This window comes from Promicromonospora xylanilytica (assembly GCF_054782895.1).
Genome location: NZ_BAAGRP010000075.1, coordinates 75,445 through 100,515, shown reverse-complemented (window position 1 = coordinate 100,515; position 25,071 = coordinate 75,445). Strand labels below are relative to the sequence as shown.

At 71.8% G+C, this 25,071-nt stretch carries 17 protein-coding genes and 1 tRNA gene; 10 read left to right on the top strand and 8 right to left on the bottom strand.

From position 1 onward, the window contains the following. Window positions 1–13: 13 nt before the first annotated feature. The gene (locus tag ACYVK7_RS24620) at window positions 14–3,313 is read left to right on the top strand and encodes an ATP-dependent helicase (RefSeq protein ID WP_460890365.1); all 3,300 of its coding nucleotides are present in this window, start codon (window positions 14–16) and stop codon (window positions 3,311–3,313) included. Beyond that, complete coding sequence (locus ACYVK7_RS24615; protein WP_460890364.1) at window positions 3,310–6,747, top strand: UvrD-helicase domain-containing protein; 3,438 nt, start codon at window positions 3,310–3,312, stop codon at window positions 6,745–6,747. The genes ACYVK7_RS24620 and ACYVK7_RS24615 overlap by 4 nt, the downstream gene beginning before the upstream one ends. 34 nt (window positions 6,748–6,781) lie before the next feature. Here the strand turns inward: ACYVK7_RS24615 and ACYVK7_RS24610 are convergent, their stop codons facing one another. The 3 genes from ACYVK7_RS24610 to ACYVK7_RS24600 are packed head-to-tail and all read right to left on the bottom strand — an operon-like array spanning window position 6,782 to window position 9,022. After that, window positions 6,782–7,702, bottom strand: a complete 921-nt coding sequence (locus ACYVK7_RS24610; protein WP_460890363.1) for a phosphotransferase — start codon at window positions 7,700–7,702, stop codon at window positions 6,782–6,784. Between the two features lie 52 nt (window positions 7,703–7,754). Then, the gene (locus ACYVK7_RS24605) at window positions 7,755–8,693 is read right to left on the bottom strand and encodes a DUF1700 domain-containing protein (RefSeq protein ID WP_460890362.1); all 939 of its coding nucleotides are present in this window, start codon (window positions 8,691–8,693) and stop codon (window positions 7,755–7,757) included. Continuing rightward, window positions 8,690–9,022 carry a PadR family transcriptional regulator gene (locus ACYVK7_RS24600; protein ID WP_460890361.1) on the bottom strand — a complete coding sequence of 111 codons (333 nt, stop codon included), beginning with the start codon at window positions 9,020–9,022 and terminating at the stop codon, window positions 8,690–8,692. Before ACYVK7_RS24600 ends, ACYVK7_RS24605 begins: the two co-directional genes overlap by 4 nt. A 123-nt stretch (window positions 9,023–9,145) precedes the next feature. Here ACYVK7_RS24600 and nudC point away from each other — a divergent pair, with 123 nt between their 5' ends. After that, window positions 9,146–10,039, top strand: a complete 894-nt coding sequence (gene nudC, locus ACYVK7_RS24595) for an NAD(+) diphosphatase (protein WP_460890360.1) — start codon at window positions 9,146–9,148, stop codon at window positions 10,037–10,039. A gap of 26 nt (window positions 10,040–10,065) precedes the next feature. On the opposite strand, the gene ACYVK7_RS24590 is transcribed toward nudC, so the two are convergent. Beyond that, window positions 10,066–10,335, bottom strand: coding sequence for a mycoredoxin (locus tag ACYVK7_RS24590; RefSeq protein ID WP_460890359.1), 270 nt, complete (start codon window positions 10,333–10,335; stop codon window positions 10,066–10,068). An 88-nt stretch (window positions 10,336–10,423) separates the two neighbouring features. On the opposite strand from ACYVK7_RS24590, the gene ACYVK7_RS24585 reads away from it, so the two are divergent. Both ACYVK7_RS24585 and ACYVK7_RS24580 read left to right on the top strand, forming a co-directional pair. After that, entirely contained in the window at window positions 10,424–12,448 is a 2,025-nt protein-coding gene (locus ACYVK7_RS24585; protein WP_460890358.1) for an ATP-dependent helicase, read from the top strand. A gap of 560 nt (window positions 12,449–13,008) precedes the next feature. Beyond that, entirely contained in the window at window positions 13,009–13,374 is a 366-nt protein-coding gene (locus tag ACYVK7_RS24580) for a WhiB family transcriptional regulator (RefSeq protein WP_460890357.1), read from the top strand. 79 nt (window positions 13,375–13,453) lie between these two features. On the opposite strand, the gene ACYVK7_RS24575 is transcribed toward ACYVK7_RS24580, so the two are convergent. Further along, window positions 13,454–14,509: a ThiF family adenylyltransferase gene (locus ACYVK7_RS24575; protein WP_460890356.1), complete on the bottom strand. Its 1,056-nt coding sequence runs from the start codon at window positions 14,507–14,509 to the stop codon at window positions 13,454–13,456. Between the two features lie 152 nt (window positions 14,510–14,661). On the opposite strand from ACYVK7_RS24575, the gene ACYVK7_RS24570 reads away from it, so the two are divergent. Beyond that, the gene (locus ACYVK7_RS24570; RefSeq protein WP_460890355.1) at window positions 14,662–16,176 is read left to right on the top strand and encodes a zinc-dependent metalloprotease; all 1,515 of its coding nucleotides are present in this window, start codon (window positions 14,662–14,664) and stop codon (window positions 16,174–16,176) included. A gap of 8 nt (window positions 16,177–16,184) precedes the next feature. Here the strand turns inward: ACYVK7_RS24570 and ACYVK7_RS24565 are convergent, their stop codons facing one another. Further along, window positions 16,185–16,727 carry a SprT-like domain-containing protein gene (locus ACYVK7_RS24565; RefSeq protein ID WP_460890354.1) on the bottom strand — a complete coding sequence of 181 codons (543 nt, stop codon included), beginning with the start codon at window positions 16,725–16,727 and terminating at the stop codon, window positions 16,185–16,187. A 173-nt stretch (window positions 16,728–16,900) separates the two neighbouring features. Here ACYVK7_RS24565 and ACYVK7_RS24560 point away from each other — a divergent pair, with 173 nt between their 5' ends. After that, complete coding sequence (locus ACYVK7_RS24560) at window positions 16,901–18,001, top strand: YlbL family protein (RefSeq protein WP_460890621.1); 1,101 nt, start codon at window positions 16,901–16,903, stop codon at window positions 17,999–18,001. 135 nt (window positions 18,002–18,136) lie between these two features. Next, window positions 18,137–21,172 (top strand): UPF0182 family membrane protein, encoded by a 3,036-nt coding sequence (locus ACYVK7_RS24555; protein WP_460890353.1) that lies wholly within the window; start codon window positions 18,137–18,139, stop codon window positions 21,170–21,172. A gap of 93 nt (window positions 21,173–21,265) precedes the next feature. Here ACYVK7_RS24555 and ACYVK7_RS24550 read toward each other — a convergent pair whose 3' ends face one another. Continuing rightward, window positions 21,266–22,081 carry a nicotianamine synthase family protein gene (locus ACYVK7_RS24550; protein WP_460890352.1) on the bottom strand — a complete coding sequence of 272 codons (816 nt, stop codon included), beginning with the start codon at window positions 22,079–22,081 and terminating at the stop codon, window positions 21,266–21,268. Window positions 22,082–22,192: 111 nt separating this feature from the next. Between ACYVK7_RS24550 and ACYVK7_RS24545 the strand changes: the two genes are divergently transcribed. Next, a tRNA-Met gene (locus tag ACYVK7_RS24545) sits at window positions 22,193–22,266 on the top strand. A 455-nt stretch (window positions 22,267–22,721) separates the two neighbouring features. Here the strand turns inward: ACYVK7_RS24545 and ACYVK7_RS24540 are convergent. Further along, window positions 22,722–24,314, bottom strand: a complete 1,593-nt coding sequence (locus ACYVK7_RS24540; RefSeq protein ID WP_460890351.1) for an MFS transporter — start codon at window positions 24,312–24,314, stop codon at window positions 22,722–22,724. A gap of 154 nt (window positions 24,315–24,468) precedes the next feature. On the opposite strand from ACYVK7_RS24540, the gene ACYVK7_RS24535 reads away from it, so the two are divergent. Next, window positions 24,469–25,059 (top strand): helix-turn-helix domain-containing protein, encoded by a 591-nt coding sequence (locus ACYVK7_RS24535; protein WP_460890350.1) that lies wholly within the window; start codon window positions 24,469–24,471, stop codon window positions 25,057–25,059. Window positions 25,060–25,071: the final 12 nt, after the last annotated feature.

Sequence of the window (25,071 nt, the reverse complement as noted above, 5' to 3'; positions counted from 1 at the left end):
TTCGATCGTCCGCGTGACACCGAACCTCGCTCTCGCACCTCGGCTGACGCCGCCGGGAAGCCGTCCCGACGCCGCCCCCGCGGCGGCGCTCGACGACTCGCAGACGGCGGCCGTCGAGAGCGCGCTGAGCAGCCGCGCGACCCTGGTCCTCGGCGCACCCGGCTCGGGCAAGACCACGGTGACCTGCGAGGTGGCCGTGCGGGCGCTCGCCGCGGGTACGCGCCCGGAGCGCGTGCTGGTCCTCGCGTCGTCACGGCGTGCGGCCGCGCGGCTGCGGGACGAGGTGGCCGCCCGGGCCGGGCGGACGGTCGGCGCGCCGATGGTGCGCACGGCGTCGTCGGCGGCGTTCGCGGTGCTCCACAAGCGGGCCGCGGCGCTCGAGCTGCCCACACCCACCCTGGTCTCCGGCCCGGAGCAGGACCTGGTGCTGGCCGAGCTGCTCGCCGGCCACGTGGCGGGGGAGGGGCGGCCGCTCGCGCTGCCTGCCGGTTTACCGGAGGAGTCGCTCGGCCTGCGCGGGCTGCGCCAGGAGCTGCGTGACCTGCTGATGCGTGCCGCGGAGCGAGGGCTCGGGCCGGTCGAGCTCGACGAGATGGGGCGCGCCAACGACCGCCCCGAGTGGGTCATGGCCGCACAGATCTACGAGGAGTACCTCGACACCATGGCGCTGCGGCTCGCCACGCCCGACGCCGGGCCGCGCTACGACCCGGCGGTCGTGATCGACGAGGCGGCGGAGTCCCTGCGTTCCTGGGAGGACGAGGTGCCGGGCACGGCTCGCCCGACGTGGGACCTGGTCGTGGTGGACGACTACCAGGAGGCCACCGCGGCGACGGTCCGTCTTCTGCGGGTGCTCCACGACGACGGAGCGCGCCTCGTCCTGCTGTCCGACCCGGACTCCGCCGTCCAGACCTTCCGTGGCGCCGCACCCGGTCTCACCGGCAGGGCCGCCGCTCCGGCCGGTCCTGGCCGTGCCTTCGGTGCCTTCGACGCCGAGACGGTGGTGCTGGGAACGGCCTGGCGCCAGTCACCGGAGCTGCGTGCGGTCACGCGCGCGGTCACCAACCGGATCCCCGTGTCGGCGAGCGCGCTGCACCGGCGCGCGACGGCATGGACACCTGACCCTGAGCCCGAGCCGTCCGCCGAGTCCGAGCCGTCCGCCGAGCCCGTGCCCGCCGTCCAGGTGGCGGTGCTCTCCGGTGCCGCGCAGGAGGCCGCCTGGATCGCACGTGAGCTCCGGGCCGAGCACCTGCTGCGCGGCACGCCCTGGGAGCGCATGGCGGTGATCGCCCGCAGCGGCACGCGGCTCGGGGCGCTGCGCCGTGAGCTGGTGTCCGCGTCGGTGCCCGTCGCGCTGCTCGGGTCGGACCTGCCGCTGCGCGACGAGCCGGCGGTGGCACCGCTGCTGGCCGCGGTGAAGACCTGCGCGGGCGCGCCGCGCGGGAGCCTGGAGGCGCTGATCGCCGAGGAGCTCGACGGCGACGACGCGGTGCTCGACCCGGAGACCGCCGCGCTGCTGCTCGTCTCGCCGATCGGCGGTCTGGACGCCGTGGCGCTCCGCCGGCTGCGTCGCGCCCTCCGGGCGGACGAGCTGACGGCAGGCGGCGGCAGGACGTCGGACGCGCTGCTGGTCGAGGTGCTGGCAGACCCGGCCCGCGCGGCGCTGCTGCCCCCGCAGGTGCGCCGCGGCCCGCTCGCCGTGGCCCGGGTGCTCGCCGCCGGTCGCGAGGCAGCCGGGGAGCCCGGCGCGACGGCGCAGACGGTGCTCTGGGCCGTGTGGGCGGCGACCGGCCTGGCCGAGCGCTGGAGCGCCGCGGCCCTCACGGGTGGCCCTGCCGGCCTGCGTGCCGACCGCGACCTCGACGCCGTGCTCGCCCTCTTCCGCGCGGCGGAGACGTTCGTGGACCGGATGCCGGGAGCACCGGTCGCAGCGTTCGTCGACTACCTGGCGTCCCAGGACCTCCCCGCCGACTCCCTGGCGGCGTCCGCCCAGGGCGCCGGCGCCGTGGAGGCGCTGACGCCTCCCGGCGCGGCAGGGCGGGAGTGGGACGTGGTGATCGTCGCCGGCGTCCAGGACGGCGTCTGGCCCGACCTGCGCCTGCGGGACTCCCTGCTCGGCTCGCAAGCCCTCGTGGAGCTGATCGCCGGTCGGTCGGAGGACGGCCGGGTGGTCGGCTCGGAGGCCCGGCGCCAGGTCCTCACGGACGAGCTGCGTGCCTTCGCGGTGGCGGTCTCACGGGCCCGGCGGCGCCTGCTCGTCACCGCGGTGGAAGACACGGAGGAAGCACCCAGCGTGTTCTGCGACCTGGTTTCCCCGCGGGACGACGGCGGCGACGGCCCCGACCCGCGGCGGGCGCCGGTCGGGCCGCCGCTCGACCTGCGCGGCGTGGTGGCCGCGGCCCGCTCGGAGCTGGTGCGGGCCGCCGCGGTGTCGGCGTCGGCCGAGCAGCCCGCGGCCGCGCTCCTCGCCGACCTCTCAGCGGCAGGCGTCGCCGAAGCCGATCCGAGCACCTGGTACGGCGTGGCGGGGGTGTCGAGCGAGGTGCCGCTCTGGGGAGCCCAGGACACGGTGACGGTGTCGCCGTCGAAGGTCGAGACGGTGACCACGTGCGCGCTGCGCTGGGCGTTCGAGTCCGCGGGTGGTACCAAGCCGGACGCCACCCACCAGACGCTCGGCACGCTCCTGCACTCCATCGCGCAGAGCCACCCGAAGGGTTCGCTCACCGACCTGAAGAAGGAGCTGGACCGGCGCTGGCCGGAGCTCGCGCTGCCCGACGGGTGGCCGTCGCTGCAGCTGCGCAAGCGCGCCGAGCGCATGGTGGAGCGCCTGGCGGACTACCTGGCCGACTCGGGAGAGCCGCTCCTCGTCGAGGCCGACTTCGACCTGCAGGTCGGTCGGGCGCGGCTGCGTGGCCAGGTGGACCGGGTCGAGGACGCGGGCGACGGCGGTGTGACCGTGGCCGACCTCAAGACCGGCAAGTCCGCGGCCAGCAAGGAGAAGGCGGCGGAAAACCCCCAGCTCGGTGCCTACCAGCTCGCTGTGGAGCAGGGGGCGCTCGACCTGCCGGACGGCACGGTCAGCAAGGGCGCGAGCCTCGTCTACGTCGGTACCGAGACGGTGTCCGCGAGCGTGCGGAACCAGCCGGCCCTGGTGTCCGACCCCGACGGCAACAGCTGGGCACGCGACACCGTGGAGGGCGCCGCCGCCACGATGGCCGCGGCCGAGTTCGCCGCGCGGAACAACGACCTCTGCGAGATGTGTGCGGTGCGACGCTCCTGCCCACTGCAGCCCGAGGGACGAAAGGTGGTCGAGTGACCGAGCCAGAGATCCGGCTGTCCGCGCGCGCGATCGCACGCCTGCTCGGCCGCCACGAACCCACCGACGAGCAGGCCCGCGTCATCGAGTCACCCCTGGAGCCCGCGCTCGTCGTGGCCGGCGCCGGCTCGGGCAAGACCGAGACCATGGCCGCGCGCGTCGTCTGGCTCATCGCCAACCGGCTGGTCCAGCCGGAACAGGTGCTCGGCCTGACGTTCACGCGCAAGGCCGCGGGCGAGCTCACCCAGCGCGTGCAGACCCGGCTGGCGCAGCTGGGCCGGGCGCTGGGCGAGGAGTCGGGCGAGGCGCTCGCCGGTCTGGACCTCGACCGGCCCACCGTCGCCACCTACAACGCCTACGCCGCTTCCCTGGTCGCGGACCACGGCCTCCGCCTCGGCGTCGAGCCCAGCGCCCGCCTGCTCGGCCAGGCGGAGCAGTGGCAGCTCGCGTCCCAGGTGGTCGAGTCCTGGGACGAGGACCTCGGCACCGACAAGGCGGTCAGCACCGTCACCGGGGCCGTCGTGGCGCTGTCCGGTGCGCTCGGCGAGCACCTCGTCGACCCGGCCGACGCCCGCGACCAGCTCACCGAGATGGTCGAGCACCTCGAGTCCCTCCCGCTCGGCCCGCGGCAGAAGAAGCGCACCAAGGACGTCGACAAGCTGATCAGCTCGGTCGCCGAGCGAGCGCGGTTCGTGGACCTCGTCGTCGAGTACCGGCGCCGCAAGCGTATCGCCGAGGCACTCGACTTCGGCGACCAGGTCGCGTTCGCCGCACAGCTCGCCCGCGAGGTGCCGCTGGTGGGCGCCGCCGAACGCGCCAGGTTCGAGGTGGTGCTGCTCGACGAGTACCAGGACACCTCCTACGCGCAGGTGGAGCTGCTCTCCGGTCTGTTCGGGGGCGGGCACCCCGTGACCGCCGTCGGCGACCCCCACCAGTCCATCTACGGGTGGCGGGGCGCCTCCGCCGCCGGCCTCGCCCGCTTCCCCGGCCGCTTCCAGCGCGACGACGGCGTCCCCGCCGCCGTCCACTACCTCTCGACCTCCTGGCGCAACGACGCCACGGTGCTCGCTGCCGCCAACATCGTGTCCGGACCGCTGCGCTCGCGGACGGGTACCGGCACGAACGTCGAGGTGCCTCCGCTGGACCTGCGGCCAGGGGCCGGCGAGGGAGTGGTGTCGGCGCACGTGGCAGCGACCCTGGAGGAGGAGGCCGACGCGGTCGCCGAGTGGGTGGCGGCGCGCTGGCGCTCCGGCGCGCATCCGGACGGACGGTCCACCGCGGCGGTGCTCTGCCGTGCTCGGGCACAGTTCGCCACCCTCGAGGTGGCGTTGCGACGCCGCGGCCTGCCGGTCGAGGTGGTGGGTCTCGGCGGCCTGCTCTCCACGCCCGAGGTGGTCGACGTCGTCGCGCTGCTCCAGGCCGCGCACGACCCGTCCCGTGGTGACTCCTTGCTGCGCCTGCTCACCGGCCCGCGCCTCAATCTCGGCGCCGCGGACCTGCACGCGCTCGGTTCGTGGGCGGCGGACCTGGCGCGGATGGACGACCCGCGCCGGGCCGCGGCTGCCGCCGCTCTCGCGGGCGACGACGCGGAAGGCCTGGACGACGGCGCGGTCGAGGATCCCCGAGTGGTCGAGGGCGACGTCTCCGACCACCGTTCGATCATCGACGCGCTCGACGACCTCCCGGGGGTGGGCACGCCCGCACGCGACGGTCGGGTGCTCTCCGAGGACGCGCACCGGCGACTCGCCGCGCTGGCACGCCTGCTGCGCGACCTGCGGGGCCTCACGTACCTGTCCCTGCCCGAGCTGGTGGTCCAGGCGGAGCGCGCGCTCGGCCTCGACGTCGAGGCGGCCACGGCGCTCGCCCTGGCGGGTGCGGGGGTCGGTGGCGCCGTGAGCGACCGCGGCCGTGAGCACCTCGACGCGTTCAGGGACGTGGCCGCGTCGTTCGCGCAGTCGTCCGACACCGCGACCCTCGGCGCGTTCCTCGCCTGGCTGGGCGTCGCGGGCGAGAAGGAGCGCGGCCTCGACATGCCGGTGCGCGAGCCTGACCCGGACGCCGTCCAGGTGATCACGGCGCATGCCGCCAAGGGCCTGGAGTGGGATGCGGTGGCGGTGGCGGGCCTGGCCGACGGGGCGTTCCCCACATGGGACAGGGGCTCACGGTCGGGAGAGTCCTCGTCGGGCTGGCTGTCCGATCTCGGCGAGCTGCCTTACCACCTGCGTGGCGACGCGGAGGACCTGCCGAGCTTCGCCTGGGAGCACGCCTCCGACACGAAGGACCTCGTCGCGCTCCGGGACGAGTTCAAGCTCGACTGCGGCGAGCATCGTCTCGCCGAGGAGCGCCGGCTGGCGTACGTGGCGTTCACGCGCGCCCGGAGCGAGCTCTTTCTCACGGCCTCGTGGTGGGGCACGGCGAGCCGCCCGCGTGGTGTCTCCCCGTTCCTCGCCGAGCTGGCCGAGGCCGGCCTGGTCGCGACCGACCTGTGGGCGCCCATGCCGGATCCGGACGCCGAGAACCCCCGCAACGCGGAGGAGCTCACGGCGGTCTGGCCCGCGCCGGACGGGTCCGGCGACCAGGACGGCGCCGACGCGGCACGGCAGGACGGTTCCGGTACCCAGCCGCGGACTGCCCGAGACGTCCTGCGCGCCACGGCCGGACTCGTCGACGAGGCGGCGGAAGAGCGCCTGGTCGCGCTCGCCGCCCGGCGGCTCCCGGCCGACGCGCTCACCGCGCCGCAGGGCACCCTCAGCGACGGGGCGGGGCACGACCTGGTCGACCTGGCCCGCATGCTCCTGGCCGAGCGTGACCAGCACGCGGACCGGGAGGTCGCCTTCCCGGCACACGTGTCGGCGTCCGGACTGGTGCGGCTGGCCGCGGACCGCGACGCGTTCGCGCTGCAGCTGCGCCGCCCCGTGCCGACGCAGCCCACCGTGCACGCACGGCGCGGTACCCGTTTCCACGAATGGGTGGAGCAGTTCTTCACGTCGGCCACGCTGCTCGACGTCGACGACCTGCCCAGCGCGGAGGACGACGACCTCCCGGAGGACACGGACCTCGAGAAGCTCCGCGACACCTTCCTGGGGTCCGAGTGGTCGGCCCGCACGCCCGTGGCGGTCGAGGTCGACGTCGAGACACCGGTGGCGGGCGTCATGCTGCGCTCCCGCATGGACGCCGTCTTCCGGGACCCGCCCGCCGGCCCGGAGGCCGTGGTGGTCGTGGACTGGAAGACGGGACGCGAGCCGCTCGACGCTGCGGCGCGGGCAGCCCGTGAGGTGCAGCTTGCCGTGTACCGGTTGGCGTGGTCCCGCTGGACGGGGCTTCCGCTGGACCAGGTCAGCGCCGCGTTCTACTACGTGGGCTCGGACACGACGGTCCGGCCGGAACGGCTGCTCGACGAGGCGGAGCTGGAGGCGCTGATCCGGGGTGAGTAGTACGGCCCCGCCGGCCACGTGGGGGCGTGGCCGGTTACGCGCCCTCCTCCAGCGTCGCCTCGTCCAGGTCCTCCAGCATCGATGTCGCGTCCTCGACCACCTCGGGCAGCCGGTGCCGCACGCCGTGCAGCAGCCACCGTGCGAGTGCCAGCTCACCCACGAGCATCGCGCGCTCCGCGAGGCGTGAGTCGCTCAGCTCGGTGCGGCGTAGCTGGTAGGCCTCCATGATCGAGTCGACCGCCTCGATCGGGGCCGCGGCGATGAGCCAGGCGAGGTCGTCGGCGGGGTCGGCGACGCGGGCCTCCGACCAGCCCGAGACGGCGACGACGCGCTGCCGGTCCACGAGCAGCTGGTCCGGCGCGAGGTCGCCGTGCGCGACGACGGGCTTGAACTTCCAGAGGGACACGTCCTCGAGCGCCGTCTCCCAGCGCCGCAGCAGCGTGGGTGGCACCCGTCCGGTCTTCGCGGCCTCGTCCACCTCGGTGAGCCGCCGCTCGCGGTACTCGGCGGCCGTGTAGCTGGGCAGGCCGCAGGTCTCGACCACGGAGATGGGCAGCTCGTGGATGGCGGCGATGGCCCGGCCCAGGTCGGCGGCCAGGCCCGGGCCCGGTTCCAGCGCCTCGACGTCCAGGTTGCTGCCGATGATCCGCCGGTGCACCACTGCCCGGCCGCCCTCCGGCAGCAGGGCATAGCCGGCGACCTGCGGCACGACGAACGGGAGAACACCCGTGTCGATGTAGAGACGGAGCGCGTCGAGCAGCTCGATCTCCGCTTCGAGAGCTGCCCCTGCCACCGTGGTGCGGGGCGCGCGCACCACCCACTCCTGGTCGTCCTGACCGGTGACGACGGCGACGTCGTAGTCGCCGGCGAGGTCGCCGACACGCACGGACCGGGCGTCGAGACCAGGCACGGCGGCGGTGGAGAGGGCGGCGAGAGCGAGGGGCGTGCGGGACACGTGCTCACCGTATTGCAGTGTCCGCGGTGCTACGGCACAGCGCGGTGGCGTGTCACCCCTCCCGCGACGACCGGAGAGCCTTGGCGCGGGCGGGTCCGCGCGACCGTGCGTGGGCGAGGGCATGGCTCGCCCCGACGGTGAGGAGCAGCCCGCCGGCCCACCAGGTGGCGAGGACGATGTATCCCGGGCTGAGGGCGGACTGGACGAGCAGCGCCACACCGCCCACGGCCAGGATGATGCCGGCCCGCGGTCTGCCGAGCGCGACCAGCACGCCGAGCGCGAAGGAGGCGACGGTCAGGAGCACGCCCCAGACGTCCAGGTCGAAGCTGCCGGTGAGCAGGCCGACGAGGACCAGCGTGGCGGGCAGGGCCGTGAGCACGCCACCGGTGACGCGCCAGCCGGCCGCCGGCCGACCGTCACGGGCGACGGCCGGCGTGACGAGCGCGGCCCAGGCGAGCAGGGCGGTGGGGACGAACCAGGAGCTGTTGTACAGACCGGTGAGGCACAGCGCCGTCAGCAGGATCGCGGACGCCGCGGTGGCGACGGTGCGGACACGCGTGGGCACGAGGACGGGGAGCAGTGCGATCAGCGCGGGGACCAGGTTCCACAGCATGATCCCGAAGCCGTGCTGCTCGACCTGGGCGTCGACGCCCGGGAGGGAGTCCTGGTCGGGAAACCAGAACGAGATGAACATCATGGTGAAGACCGCCACGCCTGTCGCCAGCCACTGCAGCACGCGCCGCACGTGGTCGGCCCGGCCGGGCTCGTGCCCCAGCTCGGCACGCACCCGTTCGCTGAACTTCGCGGGGTCGCCGAGGCTCTCCGCCGCCTGCTCGGGCGAGCGGCCGGCGTCCGCGGCGTCCGCGAAGTGGGCCCGCACGTCGTCGAGCACCGCGTCACGCTGCTCGGCGGTGAGGGACTGCAGGCGCTTGCTCACGGCGCGCAGGTAGGCGCCTTCGGCGTTCGAGGTCATCGTGGTCCTCTCGGTCATCGTGATCCCTCCAGCAGTGCGTCGACCTGTGCGCCGAGCGACGCCCAGACCTTGGCGAACGTGGCGAGCTGGTCGGTACCGCTCTCGGTGATGGCGTAGTAGCGGCGGGGGCGGCCGGTGCCGGACGCGACCCAGCGGGGCTCGACGAGCCCGTTCTCGCGCATGCGGGCGAGCAAGGGGTACAGGCTGCCCTCGCTGGCGATGAGCTCTCGCGTCGTGAGGTCGTCGGCCAGCTCGAGACCGTACTTCTCGCCGTGCGAGAGCAGCGCGAGCACGCAGTACTCGAGCACTCCCTTACGGAGGTTCGTCGCGATGCGCTCTTCGGTCATGCCGAGAACTCTAACCTTGCGTAGCAAGACTTGCAATACAAGTCTTGCGAGGCAAGGTTGCTGTGGCCGGACGCCGGGGCGGCCAGGACCCGGGTGCCGCAGCAGGCGACTAGGGTCGGCCCTGTGCCAGTTCTCGACCTCCCTCTCGCCCGCGCCGCCCACTACCGTGCCGCGCACCGGCGCGCCGAGCCCGGTCTGGTCGGGGAACTGCTCAAGGAGCCCGGCACCCAGATCCTGGTGATCCGCGGCAGCCGCGCGGCGATGGCCGGGCAGCGGCTGGCGCTGCTCGCGCCCGACGACGTGGCACACCTCGCCGTCGGCACGCACCTCTTCCTCGGGGAGGCGGACGGCGTCGCCTACCTCGCGGCGGTGCTCGCGGACGCGGAGGCCGAGCCCGACCTCGACGTCGACTGGGTGGGCCTGCGCGGCATCGACGAGCCCGACCTGGCGCAGGGACTGGTGGTCGAGGCCATCGCGCTGGCCCAGTGGCACGCAGTACACACCCACTGCCCGCGGTGCGGGGCGCGGACCGAGGTGACGCAGGGCGGCTGGGTCCGGCACTGCCCGGCCGACGGCACCAACCAGTTCCCGCGGACCGACCCCGCCGTGATCATGGCGATCACGGACGCGGACGACCGCCTGCTCCTGGCTCGTGGCCCCCAGTGGGGACCGGGGCGCCGGTCGGTGCTGGCGGGCTTCGTCGAGCCGGGCGAAGGCCTCGAGCAGGCGGTGGTGCGCGAGACCATGGAAGAGGTTTCCGTCGTCGTCGACCCTGACTCGGTCGAGTACCGCGGCAGCCAGTCCTGGCCGCTGCCCGCGTCCCTGATGCTCGGGTTCCGCGCCCGCGCGTCCACCACCCGGCTGGTGCGGCAGGAGGACGAGATCGCCGAGGCCGACTGGTTCACCCGGGAGCAGGTCGCCACGGCGGTGGCCGACGGCGAGCTGGGACTCCCGGGGCGCGCCTCGATCGCCCGCTCGCTGATCGAGGAGTGGTACGGCGGCCGGCTGGAGGACTGACGGAGGCGGGTGGGCCCGCCCCGCGCTCAGTTCGCCAGTGCGAGCTTGACGGCCGCGAGGCTCGGGTTGGTCGCGGCCGAGCCGTCCGGGTACACCACGGTGGGAACCGTCTGGTTGCCGCCGTTGACCTGCTCCACGTAGGCAGCCGCCTCGGGGTCCTGCTCGATGTCGACGACGGTGTAGCCGATGCCCTCCGAGTCGAGCTGCGTCCGCAGTCGGCGGCAGTACCCGCACCAGGCGGTGGAGTACATCAGGACGGTTCCGTCCACGGGGATCTGCGAGGTCGTCTCGGACATCTGTACTCCTTGTCAGTGGTTGCTGCGAGAATCGCAGACGATGTTCACCCAGACCAACTCCGCGACCGGTACGAATCATCCTGGGCCGATGAGTCCCGACGCGATCCTTACCGCGCTCGACCCCGAGCAGCGCGAGGTCGCGCTCGCGCTCACCGGGCCGGTGGTGGTGCTCGCGGGAGCCGGGACCGGCAAGACGCGGGCCATCACGCACCGCATCGCCTACGGCGTCCGCATCGGTGCCTACAAGCCGACCAGCGTGCTGGCCGTGACGTTCACGGCGCGCGCGGCCGGTGAGATGCGCACCCGCCTGCGGGAGCTCGGCGTCCAGGGTGTGCAGGCCCGTACGTTCCACGCGGCGGCGCTGCGTCAGCTCGGGTACTTCTGGCCGCGTGTCGTGGGCGGTGCCCCGCCGCGGCTGCAGGAGCACAAGGCGCCGATCATCGCCGAGGCGGCACGTCGGCTCGGCCTCAGCGTGGACCGGGTGGCTGTCCGCGACCTGAGCAGCGAGGTGGAGTGGGCGAAGGTCTCCCTGATCACGGCGGACGACTACGAGAAGGCGGCGGCCGCCACCGGTCGTGAGGGGCCCTCGGGGTACGACCCGCAGACGGTGTCGCGCCTCATCACGGCGTACGAGGACGTGAAGACGGAACGCGAGGTCATCGACTTCGAGGACGTGCTGCTCATGCTCGGGGACATGCTGAACAGCCACAAGAACGTGGCGGACGAGGTCCGCTCGCAGTACCGGCGCTTCGTCGTGGACGAGTATCAGGACGTGTCGCCGCTCCAGCAGTTCCTGCTGGAGCAGTGGCTGGGTGGGCGCAAGGAGCTGTGCGTCGTGGGTGACCCGTCGCAGACCATCTACTCCTTCACCGGAGCCTCGCCGCGCCACCTCCTCGAGTTCCGGCGTACCTATCCGGACGCGCAGGAGATCCGCCTCGTGCGCGACTACCGTTCCACGCCCCAGGTGGTGAACCTCGCGAACGAGGTGCTCAAGCGCGCGGGCCGCGCCGGTGGTGCGCACCAGGCGCTGGAGCTCGTCGCGCAGCGGGAGCCCGGCCCGCCGGCCGTCTTCACCGCGTACGACGACGACGAGGCCGAGGCGAAGGGCATCGCCACCCGTGCGGCACGCCTGATCCGGTCGGGCGTGCGGCCGAGCGAGATCGCGGTGCTGTACCGCACCAACTCGCAGTCGGAGGCCTTCGAGGCGGCCTTCGCCGATGCCGGTGTGGGCTACCTGGTGCGTGGCGGGCAGCGGTTCTTCCAGCGCAAGGAGGTCCGCGACGCGATAGTGCTGCTGCGTGGTGCCGCTCGTTCGGCCGACCCGGAGCTGCCCATGCCCGACCAGGTGCGCGACGTCCTGGCCACCGCCGGCTGGGCCGATCAGCCGCCCGGGGCGCGCGGCGCCGCCCGGGAACGCTGGGACGCCATGCAGGCGCTCGTCTCCCTCGCCGACGACCTGGCCGCCGCGGCGACCCCGGAGAACCCGGCGACCATCGTCGGGCTCGTCGCCGAGCTCGACGAGCGTGCCGCCGCACAGCATGCACCGACAGTCGAGGGCGTCACCCTCGCCTCGCTGCACGCGGCGAAGGGCCTGGAGTGGGATGCCGTCTTCCTCGCCGGGATGAGCGAGGGGCTCATGCCCATCTCGCTGGCGGAGACCGACGCCGCGGTACACGAGGAACGCCGTCTGCTCTACGTGGGGATCACCCGGGCCAGGGAGCACCTCGAGCTGTCGTTCGGGCGTGCGCGCAACCCGGGCGGTCGTGCGACCCGAAAGCGCACGAGGTTCCTGGACGGGCTGTGGCCCGACGAGCCGCGTGCACCCCGTGCCCGCGCCGTGCCGAAGGGCAGGGCCCGTGCGCTCCTGACGGGCGAGCACGACGCCGCGCTCTTCGACGCCCTGCGCGAGTGGCGCCTGGAGGTCGCGCGCGAGACGGACAAGCCCGCCTACACGGTGCTCACGGACGCGACGCTGGCGGCCATCGCGGAGATCCGACCTTCGGCCATAGCCGAACTCGCTCGCGTGGACGGCATAGGTCCCGCGAAGATCGACAGGTACGGCGCCACGATCCTCGCGATCGTGGCGAGCGCACCGGTCGAACCGAGTCGCTGAGCGGCTCGGGAAAGACCTGACGAGGAACTTTCGAGCGGTTCCGGCCTGTCCGGGACGGCAGTCCAGCGAGGCCTCCCGGCCGCTCCGAAAAACTTCTCAAGAAAGTTTGGAAAAAGAGTTGGCTCGCCACGGCGGCCAGGCATAGTGTTCACATGTCCCTGACGGCAGTGGGCAAGGCCGAAAGGTCTGGCCCGGATTCGAGTGAGGAGGTGGGTGTCTTGGAGATGAACCAGATTTCGCAGACGGATCTGCAGGTGTGCGCGTACGTGCTCGGCAACGAGCCCGTTCCGGCTACCGGCGCAGCTCTGTCCTTCCGCGCGCGCACTCACCGCGGAGGCAGCAAGCCGTCCGCTCTCGCACCCGACTCCGCATCTCCAGGAGACTCGCCGGTCTAACGACCGAGTCATCCAGGCCGCGGAGTCCATCTAGGACCCGCGGCCTTAGTTTTTGCCCGGAGAACCGTCCCTTTCAGGGGCCGGCCGGCTGAGACATAGCCCGGGGTCCTGTTCCCCCAGACGTTCACCGACGACGTTCATCCTTACAGGACACAGGAGACAACCGTGCGCCTCACTGCGCTCCTCGACACACTTCCCCAGGGCGGCTCGGGCCCCTGGGACCCGCCTCAACACCCCGCCACGAGCGGGACCGGTTCGGACTCGGCGGAGTTCAACCGGCTGATGGACACACTGCTGCCGTGCCGTACCAACGACCCGGAGCTGTGGTTCGCCGAGCACAGCACACAGGTGGAGCAGGCCAAGGCCCTCTGCCGCACGTGCCCTCTGATCGAGGGCTGCCTCGCCGGTGCTCTCGAGCGCAACGAGCCCTGGGGCGTCTGGGGCGGCGAGGTCTTCGTCGACGGCGCCGTGGTCGCTCGTAAGCGTGGCCGTGGCAGGCCCCGCAAGTCGGAGAACGTCGCCGCGGCCTGACCAGCCGCCGCGCTGAGTGCTGGGTATTTGCCGGGCGAGCAGCCCTGAAACGGCAAATCCCCAGCACTCAACGGGAGCGTCAGGCAGGGAGGGCCACGCAGCCGCAGCGCGGGTGCGGGTCGGCCGGTCTGACGCGGGGGAGCCCCGCCGGGAGAGAGATCTCCAGGCATGCACCGACGGCCGCCGGCCGGTGCCCGTCCAGGTGGGCGAGCACCTGGCCGGCGGCCGTCGCCGCTGCCACGGCGGCGAGGGTCGCCTCGTGCGTCGGCTCCGTCGTCTCGCGCAGCTGCGTGGCCAGCGCCGGCCACTCACGATCGGCGTCCGCGTGAGCGAGGTCCACGCAGGACACGCACGTGGACAGGCCCGGCCGGACGAACGGTCCGACGACCACGTCCGCCTCGCGCACCACCACCGGCAGGTGCGGCACCCCGAGACCGAGCAACCGCCGGTAGCGCGCAGGGTGGGCGGCGTGCGGCTCGGTGACTACCACGGCGTCGAGCGCCGTCGGGTCCAGCCCGGTGCCGCCGGCGCCGCTCTCGTCCACCTCCACGCCGACGCGCGGTGACCGCTCCGCCAGGAGCGACCGCACCGCGGCGTCGCGCGCCTGTCCCACGTCGATCGTCCGTAGGCCACCCAGCCCGACATCGGTGACCTGCACGGGCAGGGGGTCGTGCAGCAGGAGCCTGCCGACGCCCGCCGTCGCCAGGTGCAGCGCGACAGCCGTGCCCAGCCGGCCGAGGCCGACCACACCGACCATGCGCAGCGCCCGGTCCGCCAGGGTGGTGAGGCCCGCACCGTCGGGCCGCAGCATGCCGAGCACCGTCGCGTCCGCCGCGCCGTCGGCCGGGGCGGTGACCGCCCCGACGGGCCCAGCGGCCGGGACCAGCACACCCGCCCGGAACAGGGCCGTCATGATCTCGTCGCGCCGTCCGGCGGGCACTCCGCACCGCGCCGCCGCCCGCTCGACCGTCACGTGCCGACGCTCGGCGACCTGTTCCAGCCACGCCTCCTCGGCGGGTGTGAGCCCCGACAGCACGAACGACCAGCGAGGGTCGGATCCACACTGCACCTGGCCGCCGCCACGGCTGAGCACCGGCGTGCCCGGCCGCAGCCGGAGGAGGGGAGGAGGCTTCATGCCCCCAACGATGCCCGACGGCGGCGGCCGGCCCGGGTGGTCGTCCACAGTTCCAGAGGTATATCCAAAGCATCGAGAGAGCCGGAAGTTCCCGTGTGCGCCCAGAGCCAAATGGACGGCGCAGATCTTGCCCGCACGGTTACGGTGACACTATGAGCGACCAGCACCAGCCCGGCGAGACTCCCCAGTCGTGGGAGGAGATGCTGCGCTCCATGCTCGGCGACGGCGCAGACGAAGTGATGGCCGAGATGCGCGAGCGAGGCATCGACCCGACGGCTCTCGGCGGCCCGCCCGATCCGGTGATGATGCAGTACGCGCTCGCCCAGGTGCAGAAGATGCTCTCGGCCGAGGGCACCGGACCGGTCAACGCGGACGTCGCGCACGACGTCGCACGGCAGGTGGCCGTCAGCGAGGGCGACCCGTCCCTGACCGGCAAGCAGGCCAAGGAGGCGACGGACGCGCTGGCGGTCGCGGAGCTCTGGCTCGACGCGGTCACCGACCTCCCGCCCGCCGGCGGTACCAGGCGCGCCTGGAACCGGTCCGAGTGGGTCGAGGCAACCCTTCCGGTGTGGAACGAGCTGGCGGCGCCGGTCGCGTCGTCCGTCTCGGACGCGCTGGCGACGGTGCTGCGCGACCAGCTTCCGGAGGGTATCGACGACGGGGAGGCCATCCCGGGGATGCCCGCAGGGGTGCTGCACGGCCTCGGCGGCTCGATCGACCCCGCCCAGATGATGCGCCGGCTCGGTTCCGCGGTGTTCGGCATGCAGGTCGGCCAGGCCGCCGGCACGCTCTCCCGCGAGGTCTTCGGCGTCACCGACGTCAGCCTGCCGCTGCTCGACAGCCCCGACACCGTGCTGCTGCCCACCAACGTCGCCGCGTTCGCGGAGGGCCTGGACGCCCCGATCGAGGAGGTCCGGCAATTCCTGGCGGTCCGCGAGTCCGCCCACGCGCGCCTGTTCACCCACGTCCCGTGGCTCCGGTCGCACCTCCTGTCGATCGTGGAGCGCTACGCGCGCGGCATCACCATCGACCTCGACGCCCTCGAGTCCCAGGTGCGGGACATCGACCTCGCCGACTCCGACGCCCTGCGCAGCGCCCTGTCCGGCGGCGTGTTCGGGCTGCAGAACACGGACGAGCAGAAGGCCGTGCTGCTGAACCTCGAGACCACGCTCGCGCTGGTGGAGGGCTGGGTCGACGAGGTCACCGCCGTCGCGACGCTGCCGCACCTGCCGCACGCGATCCCCCTGCGGGAGATGATCCGCCGCCGCCGCGCCGCCGGCGGGCCCGCCGAGCAGACGTTCTCGACCCTGGTCGGGCTCGAGCTGCGGCCGCGCCGGTCGCGCGACGCAGCGAGCCTGTTCTCGATCGTGGCGCGTGCCCAGGGCACAGCAGGGCGGGACGCGGTGTGGGACCACCCCGACCTGCTGCCGGGCACTCAGGACCTCGACGACCCGTCGGGCTACCTGGTGCGCCGCGAGGCGGCGGAGAACGAGCACGCCGACGTGGACGCGGCGCTCAAGGAGATCTTCGGCGAGGACCTGTCGGCCCAGGACGCCTCGCGTACGGAGACGTCCGACGCCGAGCGGCCCGAAGGCAGTGAACGGCAGGACGGCGACCAGCCGGCCGAGGACAGCCCGACGGACGGCTCGGCCGACGAGTCCAGGTAGTCCAGGACTCAGTCGTCCTCGTCGTCGGAGGTGATCTGACCAGGGTCGTCCTGCGCGAACGAGGCGCCCTCCAGGAAGCCTCGCGCTCGGTCGGTCCGGGGGTAGACCTCCAGGATCTTCCAGAACTCCGGACCGTGGCCGGCGTGCAGCAGGTGCGCAAGCTCGTGCAGCAGCACGTAGTCGAGCACCCAGGACGGCATGCCCTGGACGCGGGTGGAGATCCGGATGGAGCCGTCGAGCAGCGTGCACGACCCCCAGCGCCGGCCCTGGTTCGACGACCAGCGCACGCTCGACGGCCTGGCCCGGCCGTCGAGGTACTTCACGGAGAGCTCGCCGGCGCGATCCATCAGCTCTTGGTCGGACGGGCGGCGGCGCCGTTCCTTGTCCTCGAGCCGGGCTACCATCTTGGCCACCCACTCTCGTTCCTGAGCCCGAGAGAAGCGCGCGGGAATCGCGACGATGGTTCGTCCACCGTCGCGATATGCGCTCACCGTGGCGGTGCGACGGCGGCTCCGGCGCACCTCCACGGACGTCAGGGCGTCGTGGGCCACGGAACGACCGTAGCGTGTTATCGGCGTCACGTGGGCTATAACACACCGTTCAAGTGGAAATTCTTTGCCCGACGGCGTACTCCTTGGCGTGGTGCGAGCAGGTGCCGGCTACGCCGTCGGGCCGCTTTCACGGAACCTCCAGCCAAGTGAGGAATGATGGGCCGGTGACCGATATGCGCGACCTCCAGCACGCCCCGCAACCTGAGCCGTCGCCGTTCGGCGACGCGCCGCCGGCGGTCGCACCGATTACCCGCCGCACCGTGACGCTGGGGGTGTCCCTGCTGGCCACCGCCGTGCTCGCAGCGGTGGCCCTGGTGGTGCCCACGCCGTACGCGATGCGCTCGCCCGGGCCCACGGAGGACACGCTGGCGCGCAACCTCATCCAGATCGACGGCGCCAGGACGTACGAGTCGACGGGTGAGCTGCGCCTGACGACGGTGTCCGTGCTGGGCGGGCCCGGCTACCCGATGCTGTCCGGGCAGGTGGTCCAGGGCTGGCTGGACCCGCAGCGGTCCGTGCTCCCGGTGGAGGCGATCTTCCCCGAGGCGACCACCAAGGAGCAGCAGCAGGAGCTCAGCCAGGCCGAGATGGTGTCGTCGCAGGAGTCGGCCACGGCGGCGGCGCTCACCGAGCTGGGCTACGACGTGCCTGCCGTCCTGGACGTCGCGGGAACGGAGCCGGGGTCCGGCGCGGACGGCAAGCTGAACGAGGGCGACGTGATCACGGAGTTCCAGGGCGCGCCCGTCGGTACCTATGCGGACCTCATCGACGGGCTCGCCGGGACGAGTCCCGGTGACTCCGTGACGCTCGGCGTGCAGCGTGGCCAGCGGACGATGGACGTCGACATCACCACGAAGGGCAACGGGGAGCGCGCCGTGCTCGGCGTCTTCATCGACCCGCACTACGACTTCCCCGTGGACGTCTCGATCGAGATCGAGAACATCGGCGGACCGAGCGCGGGCACCATGTTCGCGCTCGGCATCATCGACAGGCTCACGCCGGAGGACGAGGCGAACGGCCAGGTGATCGCGGGTACGGGGACCATGAGCCCGGAGGGCACGGTCGGCCCCATCGGCGGGATCGAGCAGAAGCTGTACGGGGCCGTCCGGGACGAGGCCGAATGGTTCCTCGCCCCGGCGGACAACTGTCCCCAGGTGGTCGGCAACGTGCCGGACGGTCTGAACGTGGTGCGGGTGGCGACGCTCGCCGAGGCCCGCGACGCCGTCGAGCAGATCGGGCGCGGCGAGGGCGGCGGCCTCCCGACGTGCTCCTGACGTCCGGGCGGCGTCGAACACCCGCGTGTTGCACATCTGGAGGATGTGGGAACCTTGTGTTGGGAACCTTGAGCAGTGCCTGGCCGTTCCATCGTGGTACGGCCCAACCATTTGATGACGTGAGGTAACGCAGTCGTGTCCTTCGCCGCAGCACCTCGTCGCCCTTCCGGCGGCGGCGCCCCCCGAGCCCGACGACGCAGTCCGCTGGGGGTGGCGGTAGTCGCGGTCGCGGTCGTGATCGCAGTCCTGCTTCTCCTAGCCCAGTTCTGGACCGAGCTGATGTGGTTCGGTCAGCTCGGGTTCTCCCGGGTGATCTGGACCGAGTGGGGCACGCGTGCCGCCCTGTTCACCGTCGGGTTCCTGGTCATGGCCGGCGCCGTGTTCTGGTCCTTCACCGCGGCCTACCGGTCCCGCCCCGTGTACGCGCCGAGCACGCCGGAGCAGGCGACGCTCGACCAGTACCGTGAGGCGGTCGAGCCGCTGCGCCGGGTCGTGATGATCGCCGGTCCGGTGCTCGTCGGCTTCTTCGCAGGGCTCGCGGCGTCTGCGCAGTGGCGCACGGTGCTGCTGGCGTTCAACGGTGAGTCGTTCGGCGAGCGGGATCCCGAGTTCAACATGGACCTCGGGTTCTTCGTCTTCACGCTGCCGATGCTGCGGTTCAGCGTCGGGTTCCTCATCTCGGTCGTGGTGATCGCCGGTATCGCCGGGCTCATCACGCACTACCTGTACGGCGGGCTCCGCGTGGGTCCCGCGGCGGCGGGCGGTCCCCGTACCACCCCGTCCGCGCGGATCCACCTGGCCGTCGTCGGTGCGGTCGGCCTGCTGCTGGTCGCCGCGAACTACTGGCTGGACCGGTACTCGCTCCTGACCAACACGGGCGCCCGGTTCGACGGTGCCTCGTACTCCGACGTGCACGCCGTGATCCCCGCCAAGGGCATCCTCACGGTCGTCGCCATCTTCGTCGCCGCGCTGTTCATCGTCACCGCGTTCCGCGGCGACTGGCGCCTGCCGGCCATCGGCGTCGGGCTCATGGTGGTCTCGGCGATCGCGATCGGCGGCATCTACCCGGCGGTCGTGCAGCGTTTCCAGGTGAACCCGAACGCGCAGGAGCTGGAGAGCGAGTTCATCCAGCGCAACATCGACGCGACCTTGTCGGCGTTCAACATCGACGACGTCGAGAAGCAACAGTACGACGCGACGACGGAGGCCGAGGAGGGCGCGCTGCGTTCGGACGCCGAGACCGCCGCGTCGATCCGCCTGCTGGACCCGCAGATCGTCTCGCCGTCGTTCCGCCAGCTGCAGCAGAACAAGCAGTACTACAACTTCGACGACTCGTTGTCGGTCGACCGCTACGAGATCGACGGCGAGTCCCGTGACACGGTGATCGCCGTGCGCGAGCTGAACCTCGACGGCCTGGGGCAGGACCAGCGCAACTGGGTCAACGACCACACCGTGTACACGCACGGCTACGGGGTCGTGGCCGCGTTCGGCGAGCAGACGGGCCCGGACGGCCGTCCGGCGTTCTTCGAGGGCGGCATCCCGTCGGAGGGCGCGATCAGCGAGCTCGAGGACGGGTACGAACCGCGCATCTACTTCAGCCCGAGCACCGACACCTACTCGATCGTCGGCGCACCGGAGGGCACGGAGGCGTGGGAGCTGGACTACCAGGCCGACGACCAGGAGAACGGTGGCCAGGTCAACACGACCTTCACCGGTGACGCGGGGCCGGACGTCGGTACGTTCGGGAGCAAGCTGCTGTTCGCCCTGAAGTTCGGCGAGGAGCAGCTCCTGTTCTCCGACCGGGTGACCAGCGAGTCGCAGATCCTGTACGACCGTGACCCCCAGCAGCGGGTCAGCAAGGTCGCGCCGTGGCTCACGCTCGACAACAAGGTCTACCCCGCGGTCGTGGACGGTCGCGTGAAGTGGATCGTCGACGCGTACACCACGACCAACGCCTACCCGTACTCCGCGTCGACGCCGCTCGACGAGGCGGTGGCGGACACGCTCACCCAGCAGCAGGGCGCCCCGATCGAGCTGCCGGAGGAGGTCAACTACATCCGCAACTCGGTCAAGGCCACGGTCGACGCCTACGATGGTTCGGTCGACCTGTACGCGTGGGACGCGGAGGACCCGATCCTCAAGGCCTGGACCAACGTCTTCCCGACGTCGGTCAAGCCGATGGAGGAGATCTCCGGCGACCTCATGAGCCACGTCCGGTACCCGGAGGACCTGTTCAAGGTGCAGCGCACCCTGCTCAGCCAGTACCACGTGACGGACTCGGCCGAGTTCTTCTCGGGCCAGGACTTCTGGAACAACCCGACCGACCCCACCTCGGACGCGGCCACCGCGCCGCTGCAGCCCCCGTACTACCTGACGCTGCAGATGCCGGGGCAGGAGGAGTCGGCGTTCTCGCTGACCTCCACCTTCATCCCCGGTGGTAACACCGACCGTGAGGTGCTCACCGGGTTCCTCGCCGCGGACGCCGACGCAGGGAACCAGGACGGTCAGGTGGCCGAGGACTACGGCAAGCTACGCCTGCTGGAGCTGCCACGAGACACCACGGTGCCGGGTCCGGGCCAGGTGCAGAACAACTTCGACTCGAACCCGACGATCTCGGAGCAGCTGAACATCCTGCAGATCGGTGCCTCCACGGTGCGGCGGGGCAACCAGCTCACCCTGCCCGTGGGTGGCGGTCTGCTGTACGTGCAGCCGGTGTACATCCAGTCGACCGGTGGCACGCAGTTCCCGCTCCTGCGCAAGGTGCTGGTCGCCTTCGGTGACAACATCGGCTTCGCCGACACGCTCGACGAGGCGCTGGACCAGGTGTTCCAGGGCGACTCCGGTGTGGAGGCGAGCGACGCCGGCACGGCGCAGGACGAGGCGCCCATCACCCCGCCCGAGGGCGAGGGCGAGGGCGGCACGGACCCGGGCACCGACCCGGGCACGGAACCGTCCGGCCAGCCCAGCGACCCGGCGACCGAGGAGCCGGGTGGTGCGGGGTCCACGGAGCTGGACGCCGCGCTCCAGGACGCCGCTGACGCCATGGAGGACGCGACCGCGGCCCAGCGCGACGGCGACTGGGCGGCCTACGGTGAGGCGCAGGACCGCCTCCAGAAGGCTCTGGAGGATGCGATCGCGGCCGAGCAGGCGCAGGGTGGTTCGGCGGGGTAGTCCGCCGGCCGCGCGCTGAGCGCGCGGCCCACGTCTGACGAGAGGCTCCCCGGTGCGTGCACCGGGGAGCCTCTCGCGTGCGTTGTCAGACGTTCAGCCGATCCGGCGGGCCACCACCACCGAGTTGACGACGTCGTCGGCGGGGTGCACCACCTCCAGCACCTCGAAGCCAGGCATCGCGCCCAGGTCCATGGGCGGGTACAGGAGGGTGCGCAGGCCGCGCGCGCTGCGGGCGAGCAGCGTGGTCCCCGGCCGCATCGTGGCGGCCATCTCGCGCAGGATCACGGCCTTGGCCGACGGCGACTCGCCCACCAGTGCGGCGAGCACCACGGCGTCGTGGTCCGCGAGGTCGACGTCGGCGGCGTCGGCCTGCTCGAACCGGACCGCCGTGGACCCGATGCGGCCGGCCAGCTCCCGGGCGAGGGCGACCGCGGCGGGGTCGCGGTCCAGCCCCACGACGGGCGCGCCGAGCGCGCCGGCGTAGCCCAGGGCACTGAGGGGGAGCGGCCCGCAGCCGAGCACGGCGACCGACGTCGGCACCGCGCCCGAGCGGCGGAGCAGCCGGACCTCGAGGGCAGTGAGCCGGTCGTAGTTGTCGAGGTAGGGGAACGCCTGGAGCGCGGCCGCCGGATCGGGGGCGTCGACGACGTGCCGGGCCCAGGTGTGCTCGAGCGCCGTCTCGCCGCGTGCGGAGAGCTCCCGGATGGTGTCCCTGCGTCTGTCGACCTCTGGGTGGGTCAGGATGTCGTGGGCCTGGCCGTACGGTGCCGCGAGGACGGCCCCCACCAGTTCGCCGAAGAGAGCGTTGGTCCGCGGGCCGGGTCGCAGGTCAGGCAGGGCGGCGAGCTCGTCGGTCACGTGGACGATGCGGTCGGCGGTCAGGGTGGTATCGCTCAGCTCCGTCGTCATGGGGACGATCGTTCCATGGCCGGATCGGTTCGATCGCTTGTGACCTGCGTCTCTACCGCCTGACCCGGTTTGCACTCAGCCCCAGGGCGTGCGTAAAGTAGGGGTTACCGCCGCGGGGTGGAGCAGTTCGGTAGCTCGCTGGGCTCATAACCCAGAGGTCGCAGGTTCAAATCCTGCCCCCGCTACAATTGTGATGTCGCAGGACATCGCGGACAGCCGGACTTACGAAATTGTAGGTCCGGCTGTTTTTTGTTTGCGGGTGGGTCCGGGTGGGCGGCCGGTGGGTTGGTAGTCCTTGGTCGGGTCCAGGATCAGGTCGCGGAGGATCTCGCCGGTGGCGGCGTCGATGATCTGGGCGTTGAGGCCTTGAACCGGGGCTAGGACGTAGGTTCGGGCGCTGGGGGTGTGAATTCCTCAGGTTTGGTACTCGTGTGCATCGACCTGGTTGGCATCGGGAAGCACCGGCGATGATGACCGAACCGGGAGGCGCCCTCCATGTTCACCTGGGTGAGAGGTACGGCGCGCCGGTCCCACAGTCCCCGGACAGTGCCGATCGTGTGGTCCTTGTGAGGAGCATCGGGCACTACGCGACCCAGTAGCCCCAAGTATTCGGTGCAAGGGATCAAAAGGTCGGCGAGACCTATATAGCCAGAGGCCCCGTCGCGTCGCTCCCGGGGGCGGGTTGGGGGTTCTTGGGTCCGAGCAGGATGACGTAGATGAAGAGGACCGCCATGAGAGCGGCACCTGCCCACATGGCGGTTTGCCAGCCGTCGACGAAGGACTCCTGAGCTGCTCGGATGAGGGCCGCCGAGGAGGCACCGGAGTCGGCGGCGGCGTCGAGGGCATTGGCGATACCGTCACGTGCGGTATCGGCGACATCATCGGGAACACCGTCGAGCCGAGGAGTGATGGCAGTGCGGTATCCGGCCGACAGCAGCGCGCCGAGCAGCGCGACGCCGAGTGCGGTGCCGAACTCTCGAGTCACGTCGTTGAGAGCGGAGGCCACGCCCTGGCGTTCCCGAGGTAGGGCGCTGGTGATCGCCTCGGTGGCCGGAGGCATCGAGAGACCCATGCCGAGACCCACGGCGATCATGCCGGGCAGGACTGCGAGGTACCCGCCGTCGACCGAGACGAGTGCCGCCATCAGGACCAGGCCCGCGCCGGCCAGCAGGATTCCGGTTGCCATCGTCGCGCGGGCTCCGGTCCGCTCGGCTACACGCGGTGCGAGTCCGGAGGCGACCATCATCAGCCCAGCCATCGGCAGGAGCCCGACGGTCGACAGCAGACCTGACCAGCCGAACACCGTCTGGAAGAACGGATAGAGGGCGACAGAGACTCCCGCCTGAACTCCGAAGACCGCCAGGAGAGCCATGGAGCCGCTTGCAAGACCCTGTTCACGGAAGAGGCGAACGTCCAGCAGCGGGGCGCGGTGGCGAAGCTCCCACACCACGAAACCGACAGTGCCAACGACACCGATAAGCAGGCTGACGAGCGAACCGGGGGCCGCCCAGCCCTTCTCGGGCCCTTCATGGAGGAAGAAGGACAACCCGACCACGGCGACGACAGACGCCAGCGAACCGATGGTGTCGAACGAGTGCTGCGTCACCTCGCGGGAGTTGGGAACCGAACGCCGCGCCATGATGAGCGCCACGACCACGAGAACGATGGGCAGAACGAACAGAAACCGCCAGCTCGCCACGTCGACGAGCGCAGCCGACAGAAACATGCCCAGGAGTCCGCCGCCACCGGCGACAGCGGTCCATACGCCGATCGCCCTGCCGCGCTCCTTCTCCGGGAACGTCGAGGTGATGACCGCGAGCGTGACGGGCATGATCATGGCAGCGCCCACCCCACTGAGTACTCGCGCCACCAGCATGACCTCAGCCGACGGCGCAAGACCGGCGGCCAGGTTCGAGACCCCGAAGACAGCCAGCCCCGCGAGCAGCACAGGCTTGCGGCCCCAGCGGTCGCCTACAGCGCCGAGCGGCAGCAGCAAAGCAGCCAGGGTGAGGATGTAGACGTTGATCATCCACAGGACTGCCCCCTGTGAGACCTCGAAGTCGACGGCCAGGTCCGGCTGAGCAACGTTGAGCCCGGTCACCGACGAGATGACCGCCATCAACGCCACCGAGACCGCGATCAGGATCGACCGACGTGTGCCCGGGTCGGACACGGTCGCCGCGTCGGTGATGCTGGGACCGAGCTCTGTAGTCTCTGGCTGGTTCCGCTGCATTTCGTGTCCTCTCGGGAGGTAGGCGACCACGTCGGAGAGCCGTGCGTGATCGTGGACGGAGGGAGTGGGGCAAGAGGGCGCAGCAGAAGCGTCGACCAGTACCCAACACCGCCAACCTACGCACGGCTTGCGGAGTAGACATAGGGTCGTGCCTATGGCGCAAGATGATGGTGAGCTGGACAGCCTCGTGCGCAAACGCGTGCGCGCCCTGCGAGTGGCGCAGGGCTGGTCGCTCGACGAGCTGGCCAAGCGGGCCAGGATGAGTCCGTCGTCACTCAGCCGGATCGAGAACGGCAAGCGCCGCCTCGCTCTGGATCAGCTCGTCACGCTCGCACGTGCCCTGGACACCTCGCTCGACCAGCTGGTCGAGACCGGCACTGACGACGTGATCGCCAACCCCGTGATTGACGGCACCCATGGCCTGATGCGGTGGCCGATCAAGGCGGAGCCCGGGATGACGGTCGTGCGCCAGCGCATCACCAACCCACCACCCGACAAGCCGGCAGGCATGCGCGCCCACCCGGGGCGCGAATGGCTCGTCGTCCTGTCCGGCACCGCGGTGCTCCTGCTGGGCCACCGCCGCTTCCGGGTGGAGACCAACCAGGCTGCAGAGTTCCCCACCATGCTGCCGCACGCGATCGGCACAGCGGGCGGACCATGCGAGATCCTGGGCATCTTCGATCGCGAAGCCCGCCGCGGGCACAACTCCAGCACCAAGGTTCCCCCAGCGACCGACCGCCCATGACGTCGTCGGCGT

Coding starts and splice junctions, on each gene's coding strand:
- ACYVK7_RS24605 (WP_460890362.1), bottom strand. CDS start 8,693: ATGACCGAGAGGACCACGATGACCTCGAACGCCGAAGGCGCCTACCTG.
- ACYVK7_RS24600 (WP_460890361.1), bottom strand. CDS start 9,022: ATGACCGAAGAGCGCATCGCGACGAACCTCCGTAAGGGAGTGCTCGAG.
- ACYVK7_RS24590 (WP_460890359.1), bottom strand. CDS start 10,335: ATGTCCGAGACGACCTCGCAGATCCCCGTGGACGGAACCGTCCTGATG.
- ACYVK7_RS24585 (WP_460890358.1), top strand. CDS start 10,424: ATGAGTCCCGACGCGATCCTTACCGCGCTCGACCCCGAGCAGCGCGAG.
- ACYVK7_RS24575 (WP_460890356.1), bottom strand. CDS start 14,509: ATGAAGCCTCCTCCCCTCCTCCGGCTGCGGCCGGGCACGCCGGTGCTC.
- ACYVK7_RS24570 (WP_460890355.1), top strand. CDS start 14,662: ATGAGCGACCAGCACCAGCCCGGCGAGACTCCCCAGTCGTGGGAGGAG.
- ACYVK7_RS24560 (WP_460890621.1), top strand. CDS start 16,901: ATGCGCGACCTCCAGCACGCCCCGCAACCTGAGCCGTCGCCGTTCGGC.
- ACYVK7_RS24550 (WP_460890352.1), bottom strand. CDS start 22,081: ATGACGACGGAGCTGAGCGATACCACCCTGACCGCCGACCGCATCGTC.
- ACYVK7_RS24540 (WP_460890351.1), bottom strand. CDS start 24,314: ATGCAGCGGAACCAGCCAGAGACTACAGAGCTCGGTCCCAGCATCACC.
- ACYVK7_RS24535 (WP_460890350.1), top strand. CDS start 24,469: ATGGCGCAAGATGATGGTGAGCTGGACAGCCTCGTGCGCAAACGCGTG.